We start from the raw sequence: 20,089 nt of genomic DNA on the forward strand, positions 1-20,089 counted from the left end.
TTGCTTTGCCGATGTTCATGTGGGCATACTGTGATGGTCACCACGTCGAGTGACACGGGTCACTCCTTCCGGAGGGCCGCAACTGCTCCTGAACAGCCCGAGGAGGCACCCATGTCCGACATCATCGAAACCCCCGTCCTGATCGTCGGTGGCGGCGGCGCGGGCCTGACCGCGTCGATGACCTTGTCCACCCTCGGTGTCGAGTCGCTGCTGCTGAGCGGCCTGCCGACCACGTCGCAGCTCCCCAAGGCCCACGTCCTCAACCAGCGCGCCATGGAGATCCTCACAGAGGCCGGCGTGGCCTCCGAGATCTACAAGCGCAGCACTCCCGCGGAGAACATGCGGGCCACCGGCTGGTACGCCGGCCTCACCGGCAAGCACGAGGACTACGGCAAGCGCCTCGGCGTGCTCGAGGTCTGGGGCGGCGGCTACACCGACCCCGCCTATGTGGCCGCCAGCCCGTGCCGCACCTGCAACCTGCCGCAGATCCGGCTGGAGCCCGTGCTGCGCGACCACGCCGAGAAGCTCAACCCCGGCAACGTCCGCTTCAACCATGAGGTCCTCACCGTGGTCCAGGATGCGGACGGCGTGACCGCAACCGTCCGAGACAAGGACGCCGACACCGAGTACACGGTGCGTGCGCAGTACCTGATCGCCGCTGACGGCGGCCGCACCGTCGGCAAGCAGGTGGGCGTCGTGGTCGACGGCCCGCGCAACATCAAGAAGCTGGTCTCGGTACACATGACCGCGGACCTGTCGCAGTGGGCCACCGACGACGACGTTCTCATCCGCTGGCTGGTCAACCCCGACTTCGGCGGCTCGTGGTCCGGCGTGCTCGTCCCGATGGGGCCCGACAACTGGGGCTCGAAGTCGGAGGAGTGGGTCTTCCACATGGAGTACGACAACGACGACCCCGATGCCATGCGCGAGGAGAAGGTCCTCGAGCGCATGTACAACACGCTGGGCCTCCCGGCCGACCACCCCGTCGAGGTGCACAAGATCAGCCCCTGGGTGATGGAGGGCGTCATCGCGGACAAGTTCCGCGTGGGCCGCGTCTTCATCGCCGGCGACGCCGCGCACCGCCATCCGCCGACGGGCGGCCTCGGCCTCACCTCGGCCATGGCCGACGTCTACAACCTCTGCTGGAAGCTCGCGGCCGTGCTCGCAGGGCGCGCCGGCGACGGCCTGCTGGACACGTACGAGGCCGAGCGCAAGCCCGTGGACCAGAACAACATCAACAACGCCATCGCCAACGCGATGAACCACTTCACCATCGACCAGGCGCTCAACCTGTCGGCCGAGAAGACGCCCGAGGAGAACTGGGCCGAGCTCGCGCCGCTGTGGCACGACGGCCCGCAGTCCGCGGAGAAGCGGCAGGCGGTGAACCGCGCCGTCGTCTCCCAGACGATCGAGTTCCACCACCACAACACCGAGTTCGGCTACCACTACGATTCGACCGCGGTGGTGCCGGACGGTACGCCCGCCCCGGTTCAGCTCGACGAGGTCCGGATCTACCAGCCCACCACCCGCCCGGGCGCGCCGCTGCCGCACGCCTTCGTCGAGCGCGAGGGTGAGCGGTTCCCGCTGGTCTCGCTGGTGCACGGCGGCAAGTTCCTCGTCCTCGCCGGCCCGAAGGGGCGTGCGTGGGTCGATGCGGCCAACAAGCTCGCCGCCGAGAACGGCCTGCCGCTGGAGGCCGCCACCGTCGGCATCGACGGTGCCGACCTGGTCGACGTCCGGTTCTCGTTCCGCACCCATCGCGGCATCTCCGACGACGGGGTGCTGCTGGTCCGCCCCGACCGGTACATCGCCTTCCGGTCGACCGGCGCTGCCGAGGATCCCGCGGCAGTCCTGCGCGGCGCGCTGAACCAGGTCCTCGCGACCGAGCTGCGCTGAGCCGACAGAAACGACAAGGAGTTCAGATATGCGTATCGCAAACCTCAGTGGGCGCCTGACGCTGCTGACCGACACTGGCGCCGTGGACGTCGAGCGCGCCAGCGCCGGCCGGTTCGGCCCGGACCCGACGGCCGTGTACCAGGATTGGGCGGAGTTCGCGGAGTGGGCGCGCGGCGCCGCGCTCCCGGCCGGCGCCGCCTACGATGAGACGGATCTGGGTGCCGCCGTGCCCGAGCCGGCCCAGGTCTTCGCCATCGGCCTGAACTACCGCGAGCACGCCATCGAATCCGGGCTGGACTTCCCGGTCGAGCCGCCCGTGTTCACGAAGTTCCGGACCTCACTCGCCGGCCCGGTCGGCGAGCTGGAACTGCCGACGGACACCGTCGACTGGGAGGCCGAACTGGTCGTCGTGATCGGGAAGACGGCCCGCGATGTCGCCGCGGGGGACGCCTGGGAGTACGTCGCGGGCCTGACCGTCGGCCAGGACTTCTCCGAGCGGACGCGGCAGTTGGTTCCGCCGGCCCCGCAGTTCAGTCTCGGCAAGTCCTTCCCCGGGTTCTCGCCCGTCGGTCCCGCGGTGGTCACCCTCGACGAGCTCGACGACCCGTCGGACCTCGAGATCAGCGCCGCCATCGACGGCGATCAGGTGCAGCACAGCCGTACCAGCGGGCTGATCTTCTCGATCCCCGTGCTGATCGAGCGGCTATCGGCGGTATTGCCGCTGCTGCCGGGCGACCTGATCTTCACTGGTACCCCCAGCGGCGTCGGCGGCGGGATGAACCCGAAGCGTTTCCTGCAGGCCGGCGAGGAGATCGTCACCCGGATCGAAGGACTCGGGGAACTGCGCCAGAAGTGCGTTCCCGGCAAGCGCCACACCACGGCGTCCGCGAGCTAGAACAAGGAGAAGGACATGCCTCTGCATCGACTGACCGCGATCACCGTCGGCGTCCCGGACGTCGAGGCCACCGCGGCCTACTACACCGACTTCGGGCTCACTCCGCTGGGCGGCAACGCCTTTGCGACGTCCGACGGCGGCGAGCAGTTCCGGCTCGCGCACTCCGCGCAGCGCAGGCTCCTGGAGATCGGGATCGGGGTCGACGATGCCGACGACCTCGACCGCGTCGAGCGCCAGCTCGCCGCGCTGGACCTGGTCGCGGAGCGCTCCGACACCGCGGTGACGGTGAACGAGCCGATCGCCGGCTTCAAGGCGGTTGTGTCCATCGCCGATCGGATCGAACAGGAACCGGTGCCGGCGACGCCGTACAACGGTCCCGGCCGGATCGAGCGCGCCGGTCGGGCTCCTGGGATCGAGCGTGAGGGACAGGTGCGCCCGCACAAGCTCGGTCACGTGGTGATCGGGTCCACCGACCAGGCGGCCACCCAGCGGTTCTTCACCGAGGGGATCGGCTTCAAGGTCAGCGACGAGGTCCCCTCGCTCGCAGCGTTCATGCGCTGCTCGACGGACCACCACAACGTGCTCGTGCAGCAGGCGCCGGTCAACTTCCTCCACCACACGTCGTGGCAGGTCGATGACATCGACGAGATCGGTCGTGGTGCGATGGCGATGCTCGAGGACAACCCTGAGCGGCACATCTGGGGCCTCGGGCGGCACCACATCGGGTCGAACTTCTTCTGGTACCTCAAGGACCCGGCGGGGAACTTCTCCGAGTACTACTCCGACATCGACTGCATCGTCGACGACGCCCTCTGGAAGCCGGGCGTCTGGGAGGGCGCCAAGAGCCTGTTCAACTGGGGCCCGCCCCCGCCGCCGTCGTTCCTCATGCCCGAGGATCTGGCTGCGCTCATGACCGGCTCCCACAGCTCCGAATAGCGGAGAGCCCGACCACCCGATTGGTGTCCCCGGCGTACCACGACGCCGGGGACACCGGTCGTGACAGCAGCTACCGCCGCTCGCCGGCAGGCAGGAAGAACCGACATGTTCAGCAAGGTGCTCGTCGCCAACCGGGGCGAGATCGCGATCCGAGGGTTCCGTGCCGCAACGGAACTCAACTGCGCCACCGTCGCGGTGTACCCGTACGAGGACAGGAATTCTCTCCACCGGTCGAAGGCGGACGAGTCCTACCAGATCGGCGCCCTGGGACACCCTGTGCAGGCCTATCTCTCGATCGACGAGATGGTGCGGACCGCGCTCGACTCGGGGGCGACCGCGATCTACCCCGGTTACGGCTTCCTGTCCGAGAATCCCGGTCTCGCCGACGCCTGCGAACGTGAGGGAATCACGTTCGTTGGACCGTCCGCCGCGGTGCTGCGCCTGACCGGCAACAAGTCCCGCGCGATCGCCGCTGCGCGGGAGGCCGGGCTCCCGGTGCTGAAATCCTCGGCCCCGTCGGCCGATCCCGACGAGCTGGTCCGCGCGGCGGAGGAGATCGGCGCACCCCTGTTCGTCAAGGCGGTCGCCGGCGGCGGCGGGCGCGGCATGCGCAAGGTCGACGACCTCGCGGAGCTGCGCGCAGCGATCGAGGCCGCGTCCCGCGAGGCCGAGGCCGCCTTCGGCGACGCCACGGTCTTCCTGGAGCAGGCCGTGGTCGACCCCCGGCACATCGAGGTGCAGATCCTCGCGGACGCCGCCGGAAACGTGGTCCACCTGTACGAGCGTGACTGCTCGGTGCAGCGCCGCCACCAGAAGGTCATCGAACTGGCGCCCGCCCCCGATCTGGCCCCCGAACTGCGGCAACGCATGTGCGACGACGCCGTGGCGTTCGCCCGGCACATCGGCTACTCGTGCGCGGGCACCGTCGAGTTCCTGCTCGACCCCGCCGGGAACTACGTCTTCATCGAGATGAACCCGCGGATCCAGGTGGAGCACACCGTCACCGAGGAGATCACCGACGTCGACCTCGTCGCCGCACAGCTCCGCATCGCCGCGGGCGAGACCCTCCCCGAGATCGGGATCACGCAGGAGCGCATCACGGTCCGCGGATTCGCGCTGCAGTGCCGGATCACCACCGAGGACCCGGCGAACGGCTTCCGGCCCGACGTCGGACGCATCACCGCCTACCGCACCCCGGGCGGCGCCGGGATCCGGCTGGACTCCTCCACCTCGGCCGGTGCGGAGGTGGGCGCGCACTTCGACTCGATGCTGGTCAAGCTCACCTGTCGCGGAGCGGATTTCGCCACCGCGGTGACCCGCGCCCGGCGTGCCGTCGCCGAGTTCCGCATCCGCGGCGTCGCGACCAACATTCCGTTCCTGCAGGCCGTACTCGACGACCCCGACTTCCGTGCGGGCGGCGTCACCACGTCCTTCATCGCCGAACACCCGGAACTGCTCACTGCCCGAGGCTCCGCGGACCGCGGCACCCGCATCCTGAACTATCTCGCCGACGTCACCGTCAACAAGCCCTACGGAGAACGGCCCTCGGCGGTGTACCCCGCGACGAAGCTGCCGGCGATCGACCTGTCCGCGCCGGCACCGTCGGGCTCCAAGCAACGGCTCGACCTCCTCGGCCCCGAGGGCTTCGCCCGCGCGCTCCGGGAACAGAGCGCGCTCGCGGTCACCGATACCACCTTCCGCGACGCGCACCAGTCGCTCCTCGCCACCCGCGTGCGCACGGCGAGCCTCCTCGCCGCGGCCCCGTACGTGGCGCGGTCCACGCCGGAGCTGCTCTCGGTCGAGTGCTGGGGCGGCGCCACCTACGACGTGGCCCTGCGCTTCCTCAAGGAGGACCCCTGGGAGCGACTCGCCGCGCTCCGCGAGGCCATGCCGAACATCTGCCTGCAGATGCTGCTGCGCGGGCGGAACACCGTGGGGTACACGCCCTACCCGACCGAGGTGACCGACGCCTTCGTCACCGAGGCGGCGGCGACCGGAGTCGACATCTTCCGGATCTTCGACGCGCTCAACAACATCGACCAGATGCGCCCCGCCATCGATGCCGTGCGCGCCACGGGCACCGCGGTGGCCGAGGTCGCCGTCTGCTACACGGGTGATCTCTCCGACCCCGGCGAGCAGCTGTACACGCTCGACTACTACCTCCGCCTCGCGGAGCAGATCGTCGACGCGGGCGCCCACGTGCTCGCGATCAAGGATATGGCGGGCCTGCTACGCGCGCCGGCGGCCACGGCCCTCGTCGGTGCCCTGCGCCGCGAGTTCGACCTACCGGTGCACGTGCACACCCACGACACCCCGGGTGGGCAACTCGCGACCTACCTGGCCGCGATCCAGGCCGGTGCCGACGCGATCGACGGCGCGGCGGCGCCCCTGGCGGGTACCACGAGCCAGCCGTCGCTGTCGTCGATCGTCGCGCTCACCGCCACCACCGAGAAGGACACCGGGCTCGACCTGGCGGCGGTCTGCGATCTCGAGCCCTACTGGGAGGCGCTGCGCACCACCTACAAGCCCTTCGAGTCCGGGCTGCCGGCCCCGACGGGGCGGGTGTACACCCACGAGATCCCCGGTGGACAGCTCTCCAACCTGCGGCAGCAGGCCGTGGCGCTCGGCGTCGACGACCGGTTCGAACAGGTCGAGGCGGCCTACGCCGCTGCTGACCGGATGCTCGGCCGGCTCGTCAAGGTCACTCCCTCATCGAAGGTCGTCGGCGATCTCGCTCTCGCGCTTGTGGGTTCGGGGGTGAGCGCCGAGGAGTTCGCTGCGGATCCCGCGAAGCAGGACCTGCCCGATTCGGTGATCGGTTTCCTGCGTGGCGACCTCGGCGATCCGGTCGGCGGCTGGCCGGAGCCCCTGCGCACCCGGGCCCTCAAGGGGCGCGCGCCCGCCGTCGGCGAGACCGAAGTGGAGCCCGCAGACCTCGCGGTGTTGACCGGGACGGACCGCCGGGCGCGGCAGCGGACCCTCAACCGGCTGCTCTTCCCCGGTCCCACCCGGGAGTTCGAGGAGCACCGCAGCGCCTACGGTGACACGACCTCGCTGTCGACGAACCAGTTCTTCTACGGCCTGCGGCCCGGCGAGGAGCACCGCGTCCGCCTGGAGCGCGGCGTCGAGTTGATCATCGGGCTCGAGGCGATCGGCGAGCCGGACGCGCGCGGCATGCGCACGGTGCTGTGCCTGATCAATGGGCAGATGCGGCCCGTCGTCGTGCGCGATCGCAGCCTGGACATCGCGCTCACCACCTCCGAGAAGGCGCAGCCGGACAACCCGAAGCACGTCGCGGCACCCTTCTCCGGCGTTGTCACGGTTTCTGTGGCCGTCGGCGAGCAGGTCGCGGCGGGCGGCACCGTCGGCACCATCGAGGCCATGAAGATGGAGGCGGCCATCACCACTCCCGTCGGGGGTGTGGTGCGCCGCATAGCGATTCCCCCCGTCGGTTCCGTCGACGGCGGCGATCTCCTCATCGATTTCGAGTAACACCGACCCCCAGTCCGAAGAAGGAGTCCTACTTCCATGTTCATCATCGACCGGTTCGCCGAGTCCGTCGGCCTGCCCACCGGCGATTACGAGGCCGTGCACCGCTTCTCCATCGAGGAACCCGAGCAGTTCTGGGGCGGGGTGTGGGACTTCTTCGAACTGGGGGAGCGCCACGGCCCCGTGCTGGTCTCACGCGAGATGCCCGGGGCGCGATGGTTCCCGGAGGTGGAGCTGAACTACGTCGATCGCGTGCTCCGGTTCGCCTCGCGCCCGGGCGCCGCGATCGTGGGCGTGTCGGACGACGGTGCCCGGGTCGAGGTCCCGTGGTTGGAGCTGCCGGCCCGGGTCTCGGCGACGGCGGAGCTGTTGCGGTCGGCGGGGGTAGGGCTCGGAGACACGGTCGCCGCATACCTGCCGGACGAACCCTTCGCGGTGATCGCCTTCCTGGCGACGGCGTCGATCGGCGCGATCTGGTCGGGCTGCGGGCAGGACTACGCGCCGGAAGGCGCTGCGGGCCGGATGGCTCAGCTGGAGCCGAAGGTGCTCTTCGCCCGTGATGGGTACCGGTTCGGCGGCAAGTACGTCGACAAGCGCTCGGACACCGCGGAACTGGCGGGACTGCTGGGGGTCCGGCCTCGCACGTGATCACAGGGCTGCCCGAGCCGACGGACACGACCCCGCCGCTGCGGCCCGTGCGGGTCCCCTTCGATCATCCCCTGTGGGTGCTGTTCTCGTCGGGCACGACGGGCAAGCCCAAGGGCATCGTGCAGGGCCACGGCGGCATCCTGATCGAGCACGTGAAGATCTTGGGTCTGCACAACGAGATCGGGCCGGGCGATGTCTTCTTCTGGCACACCGCGCTGTCGTGGATGATGTGGAACCTCCAGCTCTCCGGGCTGCTCATGGGCTCGACGATCGTCACCTTCTCGGGACACCCGACCGCGCCCACCGCCGATCGACTGTGGCAGATCTGCCAAGACGAGGCGGTGACCTTCTTCGGCACCAGTCCGGGCCAGCTGCAGGCCTCGCGCAAGGCCGCACTCGAGCCCGGCCGGGACCACCGGCTCGCGCTCCGCACCGTCGCCAGCACCGGCTCGCCCCTCGCTCCGGACCTGTTCACGTGGATCGACGAGCACGTCGCCGCGGGGATTCCCATCAGCTCGACCTCGGGTGGTACCGATGTGTGCAGTGGCTTCTGCGGCGGCACCCCGTCGGTGCCCTACGTGCCGGGCGAGCTGACGGTGCGCTACCTCGGGTGCGCGCTGGAGGCCTGGGGCCCCGATCGCACCCCGCTGATCGACGAGGTCGGCGAAATGGTCATCACGCTCCCCATGCCGTCGATGCCCATCCACTTCTGGAACGACCCCGGCGACGCGAAGTACCGAGCCGCGTACTTCGAGCACGAGTGGACCGATGGCATCGCCCCGAACGTCTGGCGGCACGGCGACTGGCTGCGCGTCACCGAGCGTGGGTCCGTGACCATCCACGGCCGCAGTGACGCGACGCTCAACCGCAACGGCATCCGCATGGGTTCGGCGGACATCTACGACGTGGTCGAAGGCATCCCCGAGGTCGCGGAGGCCATGGTCGTCGGTGTCGACGGGCCCGGCGCGACCTACTGGATGCCCATGTTCGTCACCCTCCTACCCGGCGCCGAACTCACCGACGAACTCGAGCAGCGCATCCGCACCGAGGTCCGGTCCCGCCTGTCACCGCGCCACGTGCCCGACGAGGTGATCGAAGCGCCGGGGATCCCGCACACCCGCACCGGCAAGAAGCTCGAGATCCCGATCACGGCCATGCTCGCGGGCCGGGACGTCAACGTCGATCCGCGGTCCATCGACGCTCCGGACCTGCTGGGTTGGTACGAAACTCGGGGCCGCGTGCACGCCTGGGGGTGACGGCGCGCCGCGAGCTCAGAGCTCGAACAGCCCCGCGGCTCCCATGCCGCCGCCGATGCACATCGTCACCACGACGTAGCGCGCGGACCGCCGGCGGCCCTCCAGCAGCGCGTGGCCGACCATGCGGGCACCGCTCATGCCGTACGGGTGCCCGATCGCGATGGCGCCGCCGTTCACGTTGTACTTGGCGGGATCGATGCCCAGCCGGTCGCGGCAGTACAGCGCCTGGGAGGCGAGGGCCTCGTTGAGCTCCCACAGGTCGATGTCGTCGACGGTCAGCCCGTGCTGGGCGAGGAGCTTCGGCACGGCGAACACGGGGCCGATGCCCATCTCGTCGGGTTCGCATCCGGCGACGGCGATCCCGCGGTACACGCCGAGGGGCGTGAGTCCGCGCCGGCTCGCCTCGCCGGCCTCCATGAGGACGAGGGCGGCGGCACCGTCGGACAGTTGCGAGGCGTTGCCGGCCGAAACGGTGGCGGCGTGGCCGTCGCGGTCGGGGAGGACGGCCCTCAGTCCCGCGAGCCCCTCGGCGGTGGTGCCCGGGCGGTTCCCCTCGTCGAGATCCCGCTGCAGCGGGACGATCTCGCCGAAGAACAGGCCCGCCTCCTGCGCGGCCGCGGTGCGGCGCTGGGACTCGAGTGCGTACGCGTCCTGCGCCTCCCGCGTCACGCCGTACCGCTGGGCCACGTTCTCGGCGGTCTCCAGCATGGAGACGTACACGTCGTGGCCGTTGTCGACGAGCCACGGATCCTGTGTGCGGTAGGCGTTGCGGTGCTCGTTCTGTACCAGCGAGATCGACTCCACGCCACCGCCGACCGCCACCTGCAGGCCGTCGACCACGATCTCCGTGGCCGCGATCGACACGGCCATCAGGCCCGAGGCGCACTGGCGATCCACCGTCATGCCCGGCACCGTGACCGGCAGGCCGGCGCGCAGCGCGGACTGGCGGGCCGTGTTGTAGCCGGTGCTGCCCTCCTGCATCGCGCAACCCAGGACCACGTCCTCGACCTCGGCACCGTCGAGCCCGGCGCGGGAGACGGCGGCGGCGATGGCGTGCCCCGCCAGTTCCTGGCCGGGTGTTTCGGCGTGGACGCCCTTGTACGCGCGGCCGATCGGGGTCCGGGCGGTGGAGACGATGACGGCCTCACGCATCGCTGTTCTCCGTGGCGGTCGTGGCGGGGATCGCCTGCAGGTACCGGTCGGTCTGCTCGAACGCGGAGCCGTACCGGTCGAGGTCGGTGAGCACGTCGATCTCCGCCCACCGGGACGCGATGCCCTCCGGCGTGCGCTGCTCCTCGGGGACGAACACGGGTGTGGACTCGACCATGCGCGAGACGGCGAACACCCCGCCGCCGGCGCCGAGGATCACCCCCGTGGGGGCGTTCTCGGAGACCAGGAACAGCACGCCGGGGGAGATCGACTCCGGTGTCACGAGCGCTGCCTTCTCCGGCTCGATCAGGCCCTCGGTCATCTGCGTGGCCGCGGTCGGGGCGAGGGCGTTGACGCGGATTCCCTTGGCGCGCCCCTCGATCGCGAGCACGTTCATGAGCCCGACGAGGGCGGACTTGGCGGCGCCGTAGTTGGCCTGGCCGAAGTTGCCGTAGATGCCCGAGACCGAGGTGGTCATCACGATCCGGCCGTAGCCGGCCTCCGCCATGTGCGGCCACACCGCGTGGGTGCAGTGGACCGAGCCCATCAGGTGGACGTCGAGCACCGTGCGGAAGTCCGCGAGATCGGACTTGCCGAAGCTGCGGTCGCGCAGGACACCGGCGTTGTTGACGAGGATGTCGATCCGGCCCCAGCGCGCGAGCACACCGTCGACCATGGCGCGGACCGCGGTCTCGTCGGTGATGTCCGTGCGGTCCGCGATCGCGGTGCCGCCGGCCGCGCCGATCGACGCTGCGACGGCGACGGCACCGTCGCCCACGTCGTTGACGACGACCCGGGCGCCCGCACGCGCCAGGGCTTCCGCGTGCGCGCGGCCGAGGCCGCCGCCCGCACCGGTGACGATCGCCACCCGTCCGTCGAAGTCGGTCATGTCGGGTTCTCCTCGAATCGATGATGGGTGAGGGGCTCCGAGATCGGGGCGGGGGCACCGTCGACGACGGTGACCGCCGGGCCGGTGGCGCGGCGCTCCGTTCGCCTCGTGCCCAGCGACATCACGACCCCCGCGCCGAGCAGCGCCGGGATGGCGAACGCCGTGATCTGCCAGCCGTATCCGGCGCCGAAGCCGATGATCCACGCCCCGTAGGTGGGGCCCGCGATGGCGCCGAGCCGCCCCACGCCCAGCGCCAGTCCGACACCCGCCGAGCGGCACTCGGCGGGGTAGTACGCCGCCACGTAGGCGTTGAGCAGGATCTGTGTTCCGGTGGTTCCGGCGCCCGCGATGAGGACCAGGACGTACGCGGCAGCGGTGGGCGGCTGCGCCGTCAGGATCAACAGCGCGACGCCCGCGCCCAGGAAGAAGACCGCGGTGACGGCCTGGATGCCGTAGCGATCGGCCAGCGCCCCGCCCGCCAGTGTGCCCACGAGAGCACCGACGTTGAGGATCAGCAGGAACGACAGCGCCGCCGCCAGGCCGTAGCCCGCGTTCTGCATCAGCTTCGGCAGCCACGCCGCGACGCCGAACACCAGCAGGAGGCACAGCGCCATCGCGACCCAGAAGCCGATCGTTGCTCGTGCGCCGCCGGCGCGGAACACCTGCGCGGTCCGGGCCACCGGCCCGGCGGCGCGGGCGGCACCGTCGGACCGCGAGCCCCGCGGGAAGAAGCGCCACAGCAGGGGGAGCAGTGCCAGGGCGGGTACCGCCCCGGCCCAGAACATGGCCCGGAAACCGTACGCGGGCACGAGCCACAGCGACAGCACGCCCGCCAGGATCCCGCCCACGCACGTCCCCGCGAAGCCGACGGTGACCATGCGGTTGCGCAGGGCGGGCGGGCTGGCCTCCACGATCGCCGCCGCGGCGGTGGGCATGAGCGTTCCCGCGCCCAGGCCGATCCCCAGCCTGCCGGTCGCGAACATCTCGTAGCCCGGGGCGAGCGCGCACAGCAGCATCGCTGCGGAGAACACCGCGACCGCGCCGATCAGCGTCGCGCGGCGGCCGAGCCTATCGCCCAGCGCGGCCGCCGCGAACGCGCCGATCAGCATGCCCAGCGGCGCGATCGAGCCGAGCCAGCCGACCTGCGCCGTGTCGAGGCCCCACGGCGCGTACTTGAGCAGCGAGGGCACGACGAGGCCGTACATCAGGATGTCGTAGCCCTCGAGGACGAGCGCGAACAGGCACAGGGCCGTGACGATCCGGGTCTTCATGCGCCGAACCGTTCCGCGAGCCAGCCGCCGATCTCCGCCGCCGCGAGGCTCGCACCGGTGGGCGCGCCCGCCCGGATCGGTCCGCCGAAATGTGTTCCAGCGACGCGGCGATGCTCCTTGTCGGCGGCTCCGAGTGCGCCGACCATGGCCGTCGCGTCCGCCGGGAAGCACGCGGCGTCGCCGGTCAGCTCGACGAACAGTGTCGGGGCGCGGACCCCCGGCGCGCAGCGCAGGAAGTCGGCGTTGGTGGTGTTCGCCGACCACGTCGACATCCACGCGTCCGGGGTCACCAGGCGTCCGAAGCCGACGAGCCCGTAGTTCGTGAGGTCGGGGCGGCGGCCGAACAGCGATCCGTAGGGCCGCTCGTTCGGGTCGATCGACGGGTCGACGAAGCGCAGGTCGGCGTCGGTGCGGTACACGGTGAGCACGCGGGGCGCGAGCGATGCCCGACGGTCCGCCGGGTCCTGCGAGGCCTTGAACCGGGCCCGGGCCTCGTCGGCCGAGGCCACGCGAGACGCGGCCTCGGCGTCGATCCGCGCGATCCGCTCGGCCTGCGCCGCGCGATACCGGGCGATGAACTCGGGGGAGTAGCTCGACGGGGTGCCCGGCGCGGCGAAGCCGTTCGCCGCGGAGTAGGGATCGAGATCCGGCACCACGGACAGCGGATCGGACTCGTCCGCGACGGACGGGTCGATCAGCCGCTGCAGCAGCGCGCCCTGGCCCGGGTGCGGCGCCATGAAGACGGCCGCGTCCGGCACGGGCATGTCCGCGACCGTCAGGTCCACGGGGCGGCCCGACGGTGCCTTCCGCAGCCGGTCCGCGGGCGCCAGCCCGGCCTGTTGGTGGTAGAACGCGTACAGGGTGCCGCCGCCCGAGTGCCCCAGGGTCGCCAGGTTCTCGAAGCCCTGGTCCCGCAGGAAGACCTGGCCGGCCGCGGCGTCGAGGAGCGCCTGCTCGTGGATCAGGCTCAGGTCGTTGTTGGTCGAGCGGGTGCCCTGCGTCCACACGGCGAAGCCCCGCGCGAGGAGCTCGGGGACGAGCACGTGGTGGCTCAGGTCCTGTCGCGGATGCATCAGGGAGACGACGGTGCGCGCCCCGCGGAGGGTACGCAGGATGCCGTACACCTTGGCACCGTCGGCGGTGGCCAGCTCGTGTGCCGTGGTGATCGTGCCCGCGGGGATCTCAGCGGACTCGATGTAGCGTCCCGCGCCGAGTCGGGCCTCGGCGGCGGGCGTGCTCACCGCTGCTCCACACGCATGGCGTCCTTGTCCCACTGCGTGATCCGCGCGTCGAGCAGGCCCGCCACACTGCTGTACCAGACGGCGTGCCGGCAGCCGGTGGCCCGGCGATCGATGACGATCGCGCCGGGGGCGCTGACCTTGAAGTAGGGACCGATCTTCTCGACGGTGACGGTCTCCGCGGTGGCGGCGACGTCGACGACGGGGCGGTTCTCGGGAACGTCGAGGACGAGGACGGAGGTCATCGCGCCGTCACCTCCTCCGTGGACTCGGCGGCCGTGGTGGCGGCGACGGGCTGCGCGGACTGCCACTCTTCTGCGCGCTCGACGATCAGCTCGGCCTTGCGCACGAGCAGGGCGTCCATCGACGGGTTCGGGCCGGACACCACGTCGACGAGGGCGTCGATGGTGATGGTCGCGTCGAGGTCCTCCTGCGGCGTCACGGGACGCATCGCGCGGGTGATCTCGATCATGTAGCCGTTGGGATCGTGGGTGTAGATCGACTCGATGGTCTCGTGCTGGATCTGCATCTCGACGGGCCACTCGCTCTCGTCGAGGCGGCGGCGGTACTCCATCAGGTGCTCCTCACTCTCGACGTGGATGGCCAGGTGGCGGGAGCGGATGAACCAGATCGGCACGTCTTCGGCGAACTTCGAGTACGCGTCGCCCTGCGGCCCACCGTCGAACTCCTCGAGCCCGAAGTAGTAGAAGAAGGCCAGCCGGTCCTCGTTGCCGATGTCGAAGAAGAAGTGGATGAAGTCGGGGTGCTGGTCCGGACCCCAGCCCGCGGCACAGATCGAGTGCACGACGGGGAAGCCGAGGGTGTCCCGGTAGAAGCGGACGGTGCCGGCTGGGTCGAAGGTGGGGTAGGCGACATGGTCGACGCCCTTCACCAGGTGCTGTGAATCGGACATGCTGTCCTCCTTGTCGATTCGGGTGTTCGGATGAAAGCCCGGCGATCAGGCCGGGGTGGAGTCGACGTCGGCGCGCAGCAGGCTGCCGGCGCCCTCGATCGCGACGGGGAGATCGAGGCCGCGCAGGATGCTGTACGCGCCGGCCGTGGCCGCGGAGAGCACGGGCAGGCCGAGCTCGTCCTCGGCGGCCTGCACCAGGCTCAGTGAGGGCATCTGGACGCAGCAACTGATCACGAGCGCGTCGAGGCCCGTGACGTCGAGGGAGCGGGCGGCCTCCATCACCCGGTCGCCGGGGATGCAGCCGACCTCGTTGTTGTCGGCGACCTCGAGGGCCCGCCAATCGGTGATGTCGAAGCCCTCGGCCTCGAGGTACTCGACGACCTGCTGCGCGAGCGGCTTCATGTACGGCATCACGAGCGCGATGCGCTTGGCGCCGAGGGCCTGGAGTCCCTCGACGAGCGCGCCGGCGCTCGAGCGGATCCTGGCCTCGGAACCCCCGGTGGCGAGCTGCTCGGCGACGGCGCCTTCGACCCGGCGGTGCTCGTCGGGCCCGCCGACCATGATCGCGACCAGGCACGCGTACAGGATCACCTCGGGGGAGGCGTCGCCGATCTCGAGGATGCACCGCTCGCGCTGCGCGTTCATCGCCTTCAACCCCTCGGGCGAGACGGTGTGCATCCGCATCCGGGTCGAGTGGAACGAGAAGTCCGAGATCGGGTGCCGGCCGAGGATCCTCGGCAGTTCGGTCTCGACGGTGACGTTGCTGCTCGGTACGACGAGCCCGATCCGATGGGTGCTCATGGAGGTCCTTCCAGGGGCGAGAATTAACTTGCGACTACGACGAGTATTCGACGTTAATGTCGGTCAGTCAAGGCTCTGTGAGATTTTTCGGTGATGTCCATCACCCTCTTGACTTTCTCTGCGAAGGCGTCGAATAATCGTCGTGACAGTCAATGAAGTGATCCCGGTCACTGCGGGAGCCCGGCCGAAGGAGAGTCAGTACTCATGGCATATGTAATCGGTGTGGACGTCGGTGGAACGTTCACGGACGCCGTCCTCGACGACGGCAACGGCATGGTCGTGGCGGGCAAGGCACCGTCGACCCCGCCCGACTACTCGGGGGGCGTCATGGACGTGCTCGCGGTACTCGCGGAGCAACTCGGTCAGTCGGTCGAGGACATGCTCGCGAACACCCATCACATCGCGCACGGCACCACCTCGTCGCTGAACGCTCTGGTGATGAACAAGGTGCCGGACATCGGTTTCATCACCACCAAGGGCCACCGCGACTCGATCTACATCATGAACGTCGAGGGCCGCTATCTCGGCCGGGCGCCCGAGGAGCTGCAGGACCCGATCGGGCAGAGCAAGTCCCACGGCCTCGTCCGCAAGCGTCACGCGATGGAGGTCACCGAGCGGGTCGACCGCGACGGCCGGGTCGTCGTCCCGCTGAACGAGGCCGAGGTCCGCGAGGCCGTGCGCGCCCTCGTGGCCGACGGCATCACCGCGATCGCCGTGTCCCTGCTCTGGTCCTTCCGCAACGACACGCACGAGAAGCGCATCCGCGAGATCGCCCACGAGGTCGACCCGAACCTGTTCGTCGCGATCTCCAGCGAGGTCTCCCCGCGCATCCGTGAGTTCGCCCGCAACGCGACCACCATCATGAGCACGCAGATCGGCCCCGGCCTGCGGGACTACCTGGGCGAACTCGAAGGCAAGCTGCGCGAGAAGAAGCTCGCCGGCCCGCTCCTGGTCATGCAGAGCAACGGCGGCGCCGTCGCCGCCGCCGAGGCTCCGGGCAACGCGATCTCGACGGTCGGCTCGGTCCTCACCGGCGGTGTCGTCGGCGCGGTCTCGCTCGGCCAGCAGCTCGGCCACCGCAACATCATCGCGACGGACGCCGGCGGCACCACCTTCCTGGCGGGCCTCGTCGTCGACGGCGAGCCGGTGCGGTCGTCGAACACGATCATCAACCACCACCCGATCAACGTGCCCACCCTCGAGGTGCACGCCATCGGCTCGGGCGGCGGCGCGATCGCCTGGCTCGACGCCGGCGGCAACCTGCAGATCGGCCCGCACAGCGCCCAGGCCGTGCCAGGCCCCGCCTGCTACGGCGCCGGCGGCACCGAGCCCACCAATACCGACGCCAACCTCGTGCTCGGCATCATCCCCGAGCGCGGCCTGCTCGGCGGCCGGCGCGCGCTGGACGTGAGCCTGGCCCGCGAGGCCATCCGGACCCGCATCGCCGAGCCGCTGGGACTGTCGATCGAGGATGCGGCCGCAGCCATCTACGAGGTGCAGAACGCCCAGACCGGCGACCTGCTGCGCAAGACCGTCGTCGAGGCGGGCCACGACCCGCGCGATTTCATCGTCTACGCCTTCGGCGGTTCCGGCCCCGCGCACTGCGGCCTCTACGCGCAGGAGATCGGCGCCACCGACGTCGTCGTCCCGCTCGGCCAGGTGGCCTCCGCGTTCTCGGCGTACGGCCTGGCCTCGTCGGACATCGTGCTCGCCAAGGAGATGTCCGACCCGGCCGCGCTGCCGCTGGACCCGCAGCGCGTGCAGCGCAACTTCGAGCAGCTCGAGGCGCAGGTGCGGGCGATGCTCGACCGCCAGGGCCTGCACTTCTCGTCGATCGAGATCGAGCGCGAGATCGACATGCGCTACTCGATGCAGCTCGCCGAGGTCGCGACACCGATTCCCGGCGGGGATCTCACCGCGCAGGACCTGGCCGAGGCGGCGGAGAGGTTCGAGGCCAAGTACGCGGACCTCTACGGCGCCGGCTCCGGCTTCCGCGAGGCGGGCATCCAGGCGATCACCTACCGCGTGCGCGGCACGGGCGTCCTGCCGTTCTCGCCGACCCTGCCGCCGATGGCGGAGGCCGCCTCGGCCGACGCGTCCGAGGCGCTCACCGGAACCCGCAAGGTCTGCCTCGGCGCGACCCGCGGCTACGTGGACACGGACATCTACGACTACACCAAGCTCCGTGCCGGCCACGTGCTCCGCGGTCCCGCGGTGATCGAGGTGCCGACCACCACCGTCGTCGTCCCGCACGACACCACCGGAACCATCGACAAGCTCGGCAACCTGCACATCGCCGTGGACCGGCCCGCCGCCATCGTCACCGACCCCGCCGACGCCCTCGCGCGCGCCTGATCCCCCAAGGAGAACCACCATGACCGCACCGATCCCCGGCTCGGAGATCTTCTCCAGCCGTCCGCTCGACCCCGAGGCCCTCGGCCGCGCCGTCGGCGCGCACGTCGAACTGCACACCGTCACCCAGGAGCAGATCGACGCCGTCGACCCGCTCACCTACGAAGTGATCCGCCACCGCCTGTGGTCGGTGACCGACGAGATGGGCGAGGCGCTCAAGCGCATGTCCGGCTCGCCGATCGTCACCGACGCCAACGACTTCGACTTCGCCGTGAGCGACGAGGTCGGCCAGGAGGTTCAGGTGGGCCTCTACAACACCATGCTGGTCGGCGCCGTCGACCTCGCGATCTACTGGACTCTGCAGCACCGCGCCGACAACCCCGGCATCGCCGACGGCGACATGTTCCTCTGCAACGACCCGTGGGTCGGTGGTGGCCTGCACCAGAGTGACGTGATCGTCTACTAGCCGGTGTTCCACGAGGGCAAGCTCTTCGCGTGGACCAGCGCCATCTGCCACGAGCCCGACCTCGGCGGTTCGGGCCTCGGCTCGTTCGACCCGTCCGCCAAGGACGTCTTCTCCGAATCGCTGCCGACGCCGCCCATCAAGGTCGTCCGCGATCATCAGCTGCAGCGCGACGTGGCCGACGCCTGGACCCGGCGCTCGCGTGTCCCGATGCTCGTGGGCCTGGACCTGCGCGCCAAGATCGGCGCGAACACCGTCGGCCGCAACCGCCTCCTCGCGGTGATCGAGCAGTACGGCGCCGACACCGTCAAGGCTGTCATGAAGCGCATGATGAACGACGCCGAGTCGCGCCTGCGCACCAAGCTCGAGGGGCTGCCGAACGGCACCTGGAGGGCCACCGGCTACCAGGACCAGGCGTCCGTGGGCGACCGTGGGCTGCACAAGATCACGGTCGCGATGACCAAGGCCGACGACAAGCTGGTCTTCGACTTCACCGGCACGGATCCGCAGACCGGCGTCATCAACTGCACCTATGCGGGCATGCGCGGCGGCGTGATGCTGGCCCTGCTGCCGATCCTCGCGGGCGACATCCCATGGTCGGCCGGCGGCCTCATGCGCTGTTTCGACCTGGTCTCGGAGGAGGGCACGATCAACAACGCGACCTTCCCCGCGGCCGTCAGTCGCGGCCCGATCGGGCCCGCCTGGCTCACCGGCAATCTCATCGCCGAGTGCCTCGCGCAGATGCTCGACCAGAACATCGAGCTCGGCAAGAACGTCCAGGCGAGCTGCTGCGGAACGTGGGACACCGCGGTCGTGGCCGGCCTCGACGAGCGCGGCGAGCAGCCGGTGCCCTTCCTCAACATCATGATGGAGCCGATGGCCGGTGGCTACGGCGCGCGTCCGGTCTCCGACGGCATGGACACGGGCGGCCTGTTCTGCATCCCGATGGGCCGCATCCCGGACACCGAGATGACCGAGTTCCTGTACCCGCTGCTCACCCTCTGGCGGCGCGAGGAGCCCGACTCGGGCGGCCCCGGCCGCATGCGCGGCGGCGTCAGCGCCTCCCTCGCGGTCACCCCGTACGGTTCCAGCGTCCCGATGGGCCTCGTCTTCGCCTCCGCAGGTAAGGCCGTGGCGCAGAACGGCGGCCTCGCCGGCGGCCTGCCCGGCAACACCGGGCTGGAGATCCTGGCACGCGATTCCCGGATCCAGGAACTGCTGTCGGCGGGCGAGCTGCCCGGCGGGCTGGAGGACCTGGGCGGTACCCAGGAGACCGGTGCCTGCTACGCCGAGAGCTACCTCGCCCCCGGCGAGGTGCTGTACATGCACTGGCAGGGAGGTGGCGGCTACGGCGACCCGCTGCGCCGCGAGCCCGCATCCGTGGCGCGGGATGTGGTGAACGGCAAGGTCACCGACGACGGTGCCCGGGTCAACTACGGCGTCGTGGTCGTGGGCGGCGAGGTCGACGAGGCCGCCACCGCGGATCTGCGCGCCTCCATGCTGGACGAGCGGCGCGACCGCTCCGAGGTACCGGAGTCGCAGGACGCCACCGTCGACCTGCGGGCCGCGCGCCGCATCGACGACAACCTCGCCGAGGTCGCCATCGGCGACGCGCGTGTCATCGCGTGCGCCCACTGCGGTCGCCTGCTCGGCGACACCAAGTCGGGCAAGCTCTCGCTGGCCCGCTACGAGGGGCCGTCGAATGCCGCCGGGCCGCAGGTGACCTCCGACCCGACGGAGTACGTCGACACCGAGGTCGTCTTCCGTCAGCAGTGCTGCCCCGGTTGCTGGTCCGCCGTCTACTCGGGCATCGTCCCGGCGGACCATCCCGACCACGTGGGCGAGCTGACCGAGCTGCTGCCCGCCGCGCCCACCCGGTGAGCCGGGTACGGA

The 20,089-nt window shown here is 70.4% G+C and carries 12 protein-coding genes and 2 pseudogenes; 7 read left to right on the forward strand and 7 right to left on the reverse strand.

The window, feature by feature from the left end; genetic code table 11:
- Positions 1-111: 111 nt before the first annotated feature.
- The 5 genes and pseudogenes from ABZX10_RS14725 to ABZX10_RS14745 all read left to right on the forward strand — a co-directional run bounded on the left by ABZX10_RS14725 (position 112) and on the right by ABZX10_RS14745 (position 9,120).
- Positions 112-1,896 carry an FAD-dependent monooxygenase gene (locus ABZX10_RS14725; RefSeq protein ID WP_355540914.1) on the forward strand — a complete coding sequence of 595 codons (1,785 nt, stop codon included), beginning with the start codon at positions 112-114 and terminating at the stop codon, positions 1,894-1,896.
- 28 nt (positions 1,897-1,924) lie between these two features.
- Complete coding sequence (locus ABZX10_RS14730; protein WP_355540917.1) at positions 1,925-2,791, forward strand: fumarylacetoacetate hydrolase family protein; 867 nt, start codon at positions 1,925-1,927, stop codon at positions 2,789-2,791.
- A gap of 15 nt (positions 2,792-2,806) precedes the next feature.
- On the forward strand, positions 2,807-3,727 hold the full coding sequence (locus tag ABZX10_RS14735; RefSeq protein ID WP_355540920.1) for a VOC family protein: 921 nt from the start codon (positions 2,807-2,809) through the stop codon (positions 3,725-3,727).
- Between the two features lie 105 nt (positions 3,728-3,832).
- On the forward strand, positions 3,833-7,219 hold the full coding sequence (locus tag ABZX10_RS14740; RefSeq protein WP_355540923.1) for a pyruvate carboxylase: 3,387 nt from the start codon (positions 3,833-3,835) through the stop codon (positions 7,217-7,219).
- Positions 7,220-7,255: 36 nt separating this feature from the next.
- Positions 7,256-9,120, forward strand: a pseudogene (locus ABZX10_RS14745) (acetoacetate--CoA ligase).
- 15 nt (positions 9,121-9,135) lie between these two features.
- Here ABZX10_RS14745 and ABZX10_RS14750 read toward each other — a convergent pair.
- Genes ABZX10_RS14750 through ABZX10_RS14780 form a run of 7 tightly spaced genes read right to left on the reverse strand, consistent with a single transcriptional unit; the run spans position 9,136 to position 15,381 of the window.
- Positions 9,136-10,272, reverse strand: coding sequence for an acetyl-CoA C-acyltransferase (locus ABZX10_RS14750; protein ID WP_355540926.1), 1,137 nt, complete (start codon positions 10,270-10,272; stop codon positions 9,136-9,138).
- Entirely contained in the window at positions 10,265-11,158 is an 894-nt protein-coding gene (locus tag ABZX10_RS14755; RefSeq protein WP_355540929.1) for an SDR family NAD(P)-dependent oxidoreductase, read from the reverse strand. Before ABZX10_RS14755 ends, ABZX10_RS14750 begins: the two co-directional genes overlap by 8 nt.
- Positions 11,155-12,429, reverse strand: coding sequence for an aromatic acid/H+ symport family MFS transporter (locus ABZX10_RS14760; protein WP_355540932.1), 1,275 nt, complete (start codon positions 12,427-12,429; stop codon positions 11,155-11,157). Before ABZX10_RS14760 ends, ABZX10_RS14755 begins: the two co-directional genes overlap by 4 nt.
- On the reverse strand, positions 12,426-13,670 hold the full coding sequence (locus ABZX10_RS14765; protein ID WP_355540935.1) for an alpha/beta hydrolase: 1,245 nt from the start codon (positions 13,668-13,670) through the stop codon (positions 12,426-12,428). Before ABZX10_RS14765 ends, ABZX10_RS14760 begins: the two co-directional genes overlap by 4 nt.
- Entirely contained in the window at positions 13,667-13,912 is a 246-nt protein-coding gene (locus ABZX10_RS14770; protein ID WP_355540938.1) for a hypothetical protein, read from the reverse strand. Before ABZX10_RS14770 ends, ABZX10_RS14765 begins: the two co-directional genes overlap by 4 nt.
- Complete coding sequence (locus tag ABZX10_RS14775; RefSeq protein WP_355540941.1) at positions 13,909-14,580, reverse strand: VOC family protein; 672 nt, start codon at positions 14,578-14,580, stop codon at positions 13,909-13,911. Before ABZX10_RS14775 ends, ABZX10_RS14770 begins: the two co-directional genes overlap by 4 nt.
- Positions 14,581-14,625: 45 nt before the next feature.
- The gene (locus tag ABZX10_RS14780) at positions 14,626-15,381 is read right to left on the reverse strand and encodes a maleate cis-trans isomerase (RefSeq protein ID WP_355540944.1); all 756 of its coding nucleotides are present in this window, start codon (positions 15,379-15,381) and stop codon (positions 14,626-14,628) included.
- A 204-nt stretch (positions 15,382-15,585) separates the two neighbouring features.
- Here ABZX10_RS14780 and ABZX10_RS14785 point away from each other — a divergent pair, with 204 nt between their 5' ends.
- Entirely contained in the window at positions 15,586-17,736 is a 2,151-nt protein-coding gene (locus ABZX10_RS14785; protein WP_355540947.1) for a hydantoinase/oxoprolinase family protein, read from the forward strand.
- Between the two features lie 19 nt (positions 17,737-17,755).
- A pseudogene (locus tag ABZX10_RS14790) lies at positions 17,756-20,077 on the forward strand (hydantoinase B/oxoprolinase family protein).
- The last annotated feature ends 12 nt before the right edge of the window (positions 20,078-20,089 follow it).

Origin of the sequence: Tsukamurella sp. NPDC003166 (assembly GCF_040611135.1) — a bacterium.
Classification (GTDB): domain Bacteria; phylum Actinomycetota; class Actinomycetes; order Mycobacteriales; family Mycobacteriaceae; genus Tsukamurella.

Coding starts and splice junctions, on each gene's coding strand:
- ABZX10_RS14750 (WP_355540926.1), bottom strand. CDS start 10,272: ATGCGTGAGGCCGTCATCGTCTCCACCGCCCGGACCCCGATCGGCCGC.
- ABZX10_RS14775 (WP_355540941.1), bottom strand. CDS start 14,580: ATGTCCGATTCACAGCACCTGGTGAAGGGCGTCGACCATGTCGCCTAC.
- ABZX10_RS14770 (WP_355540938.1), bottom strand. CDS start 13,912: ATGACCTCCGTCCTCGTCCTCGACGTTCCCGAGAACCGCCCCGTCGTC.
- ABZX10_RS14740 (WP_355540923.1), top strand. CDS start 3,833: ATGTTCAGCAAGGTGCTCGTCGCCAACCGGGGCGAGATCGCGATCCGA.
- ABZX10_RS14725 (WP_355540914.1), top strand. CDS start 112: ATGTCCGACATCATCGAAACCCCCGTCCTGATCGTCGGTGGCGGCGGC.
- ABZX10_RS14785 (WP_355540947.1), top strand. CDS start 15,586: ATGGCATATGTAATCGGTGTGGACGTCGGTGGAACGTTCACGGACGCC.
- ABZX10_RS14755 (WP_355540929.1), bottom strand. CDS start 11,158: ATGACCGACTTCGACGGACGGGTGGCGATCGTCACCGGTGCGGGCGGC.
- ABZX10_RS14735 (WP_355540920.1), top strand. CDS start 2,807: ATGCCTCTGCATCGACTGACCGCGATCACCGTCGGCGTCCCGGACGTC.
- ABZX10_RS14780 (WP_355540944.1), bottom strand. CDS start 15,381: ATGAGCACCCATCGGATCGGGCTCGTCGTACCGAGCAGCAACGTCACC.
- ABZX10_RS14730 (WP_355540917.1), top strand. CDS start 1,925: ATGCGTATCGCAAACCTCAGTGGGCGCCTGACGCTGCTGACCGACACT.
- ABZX10_RS14760 (WP_355540932.1), bottom strand. CDS start 12,429: ATGAAGACCCGGATCGTCACGGCCCTGTGCCTGTTCGCGCTCGTCCTC.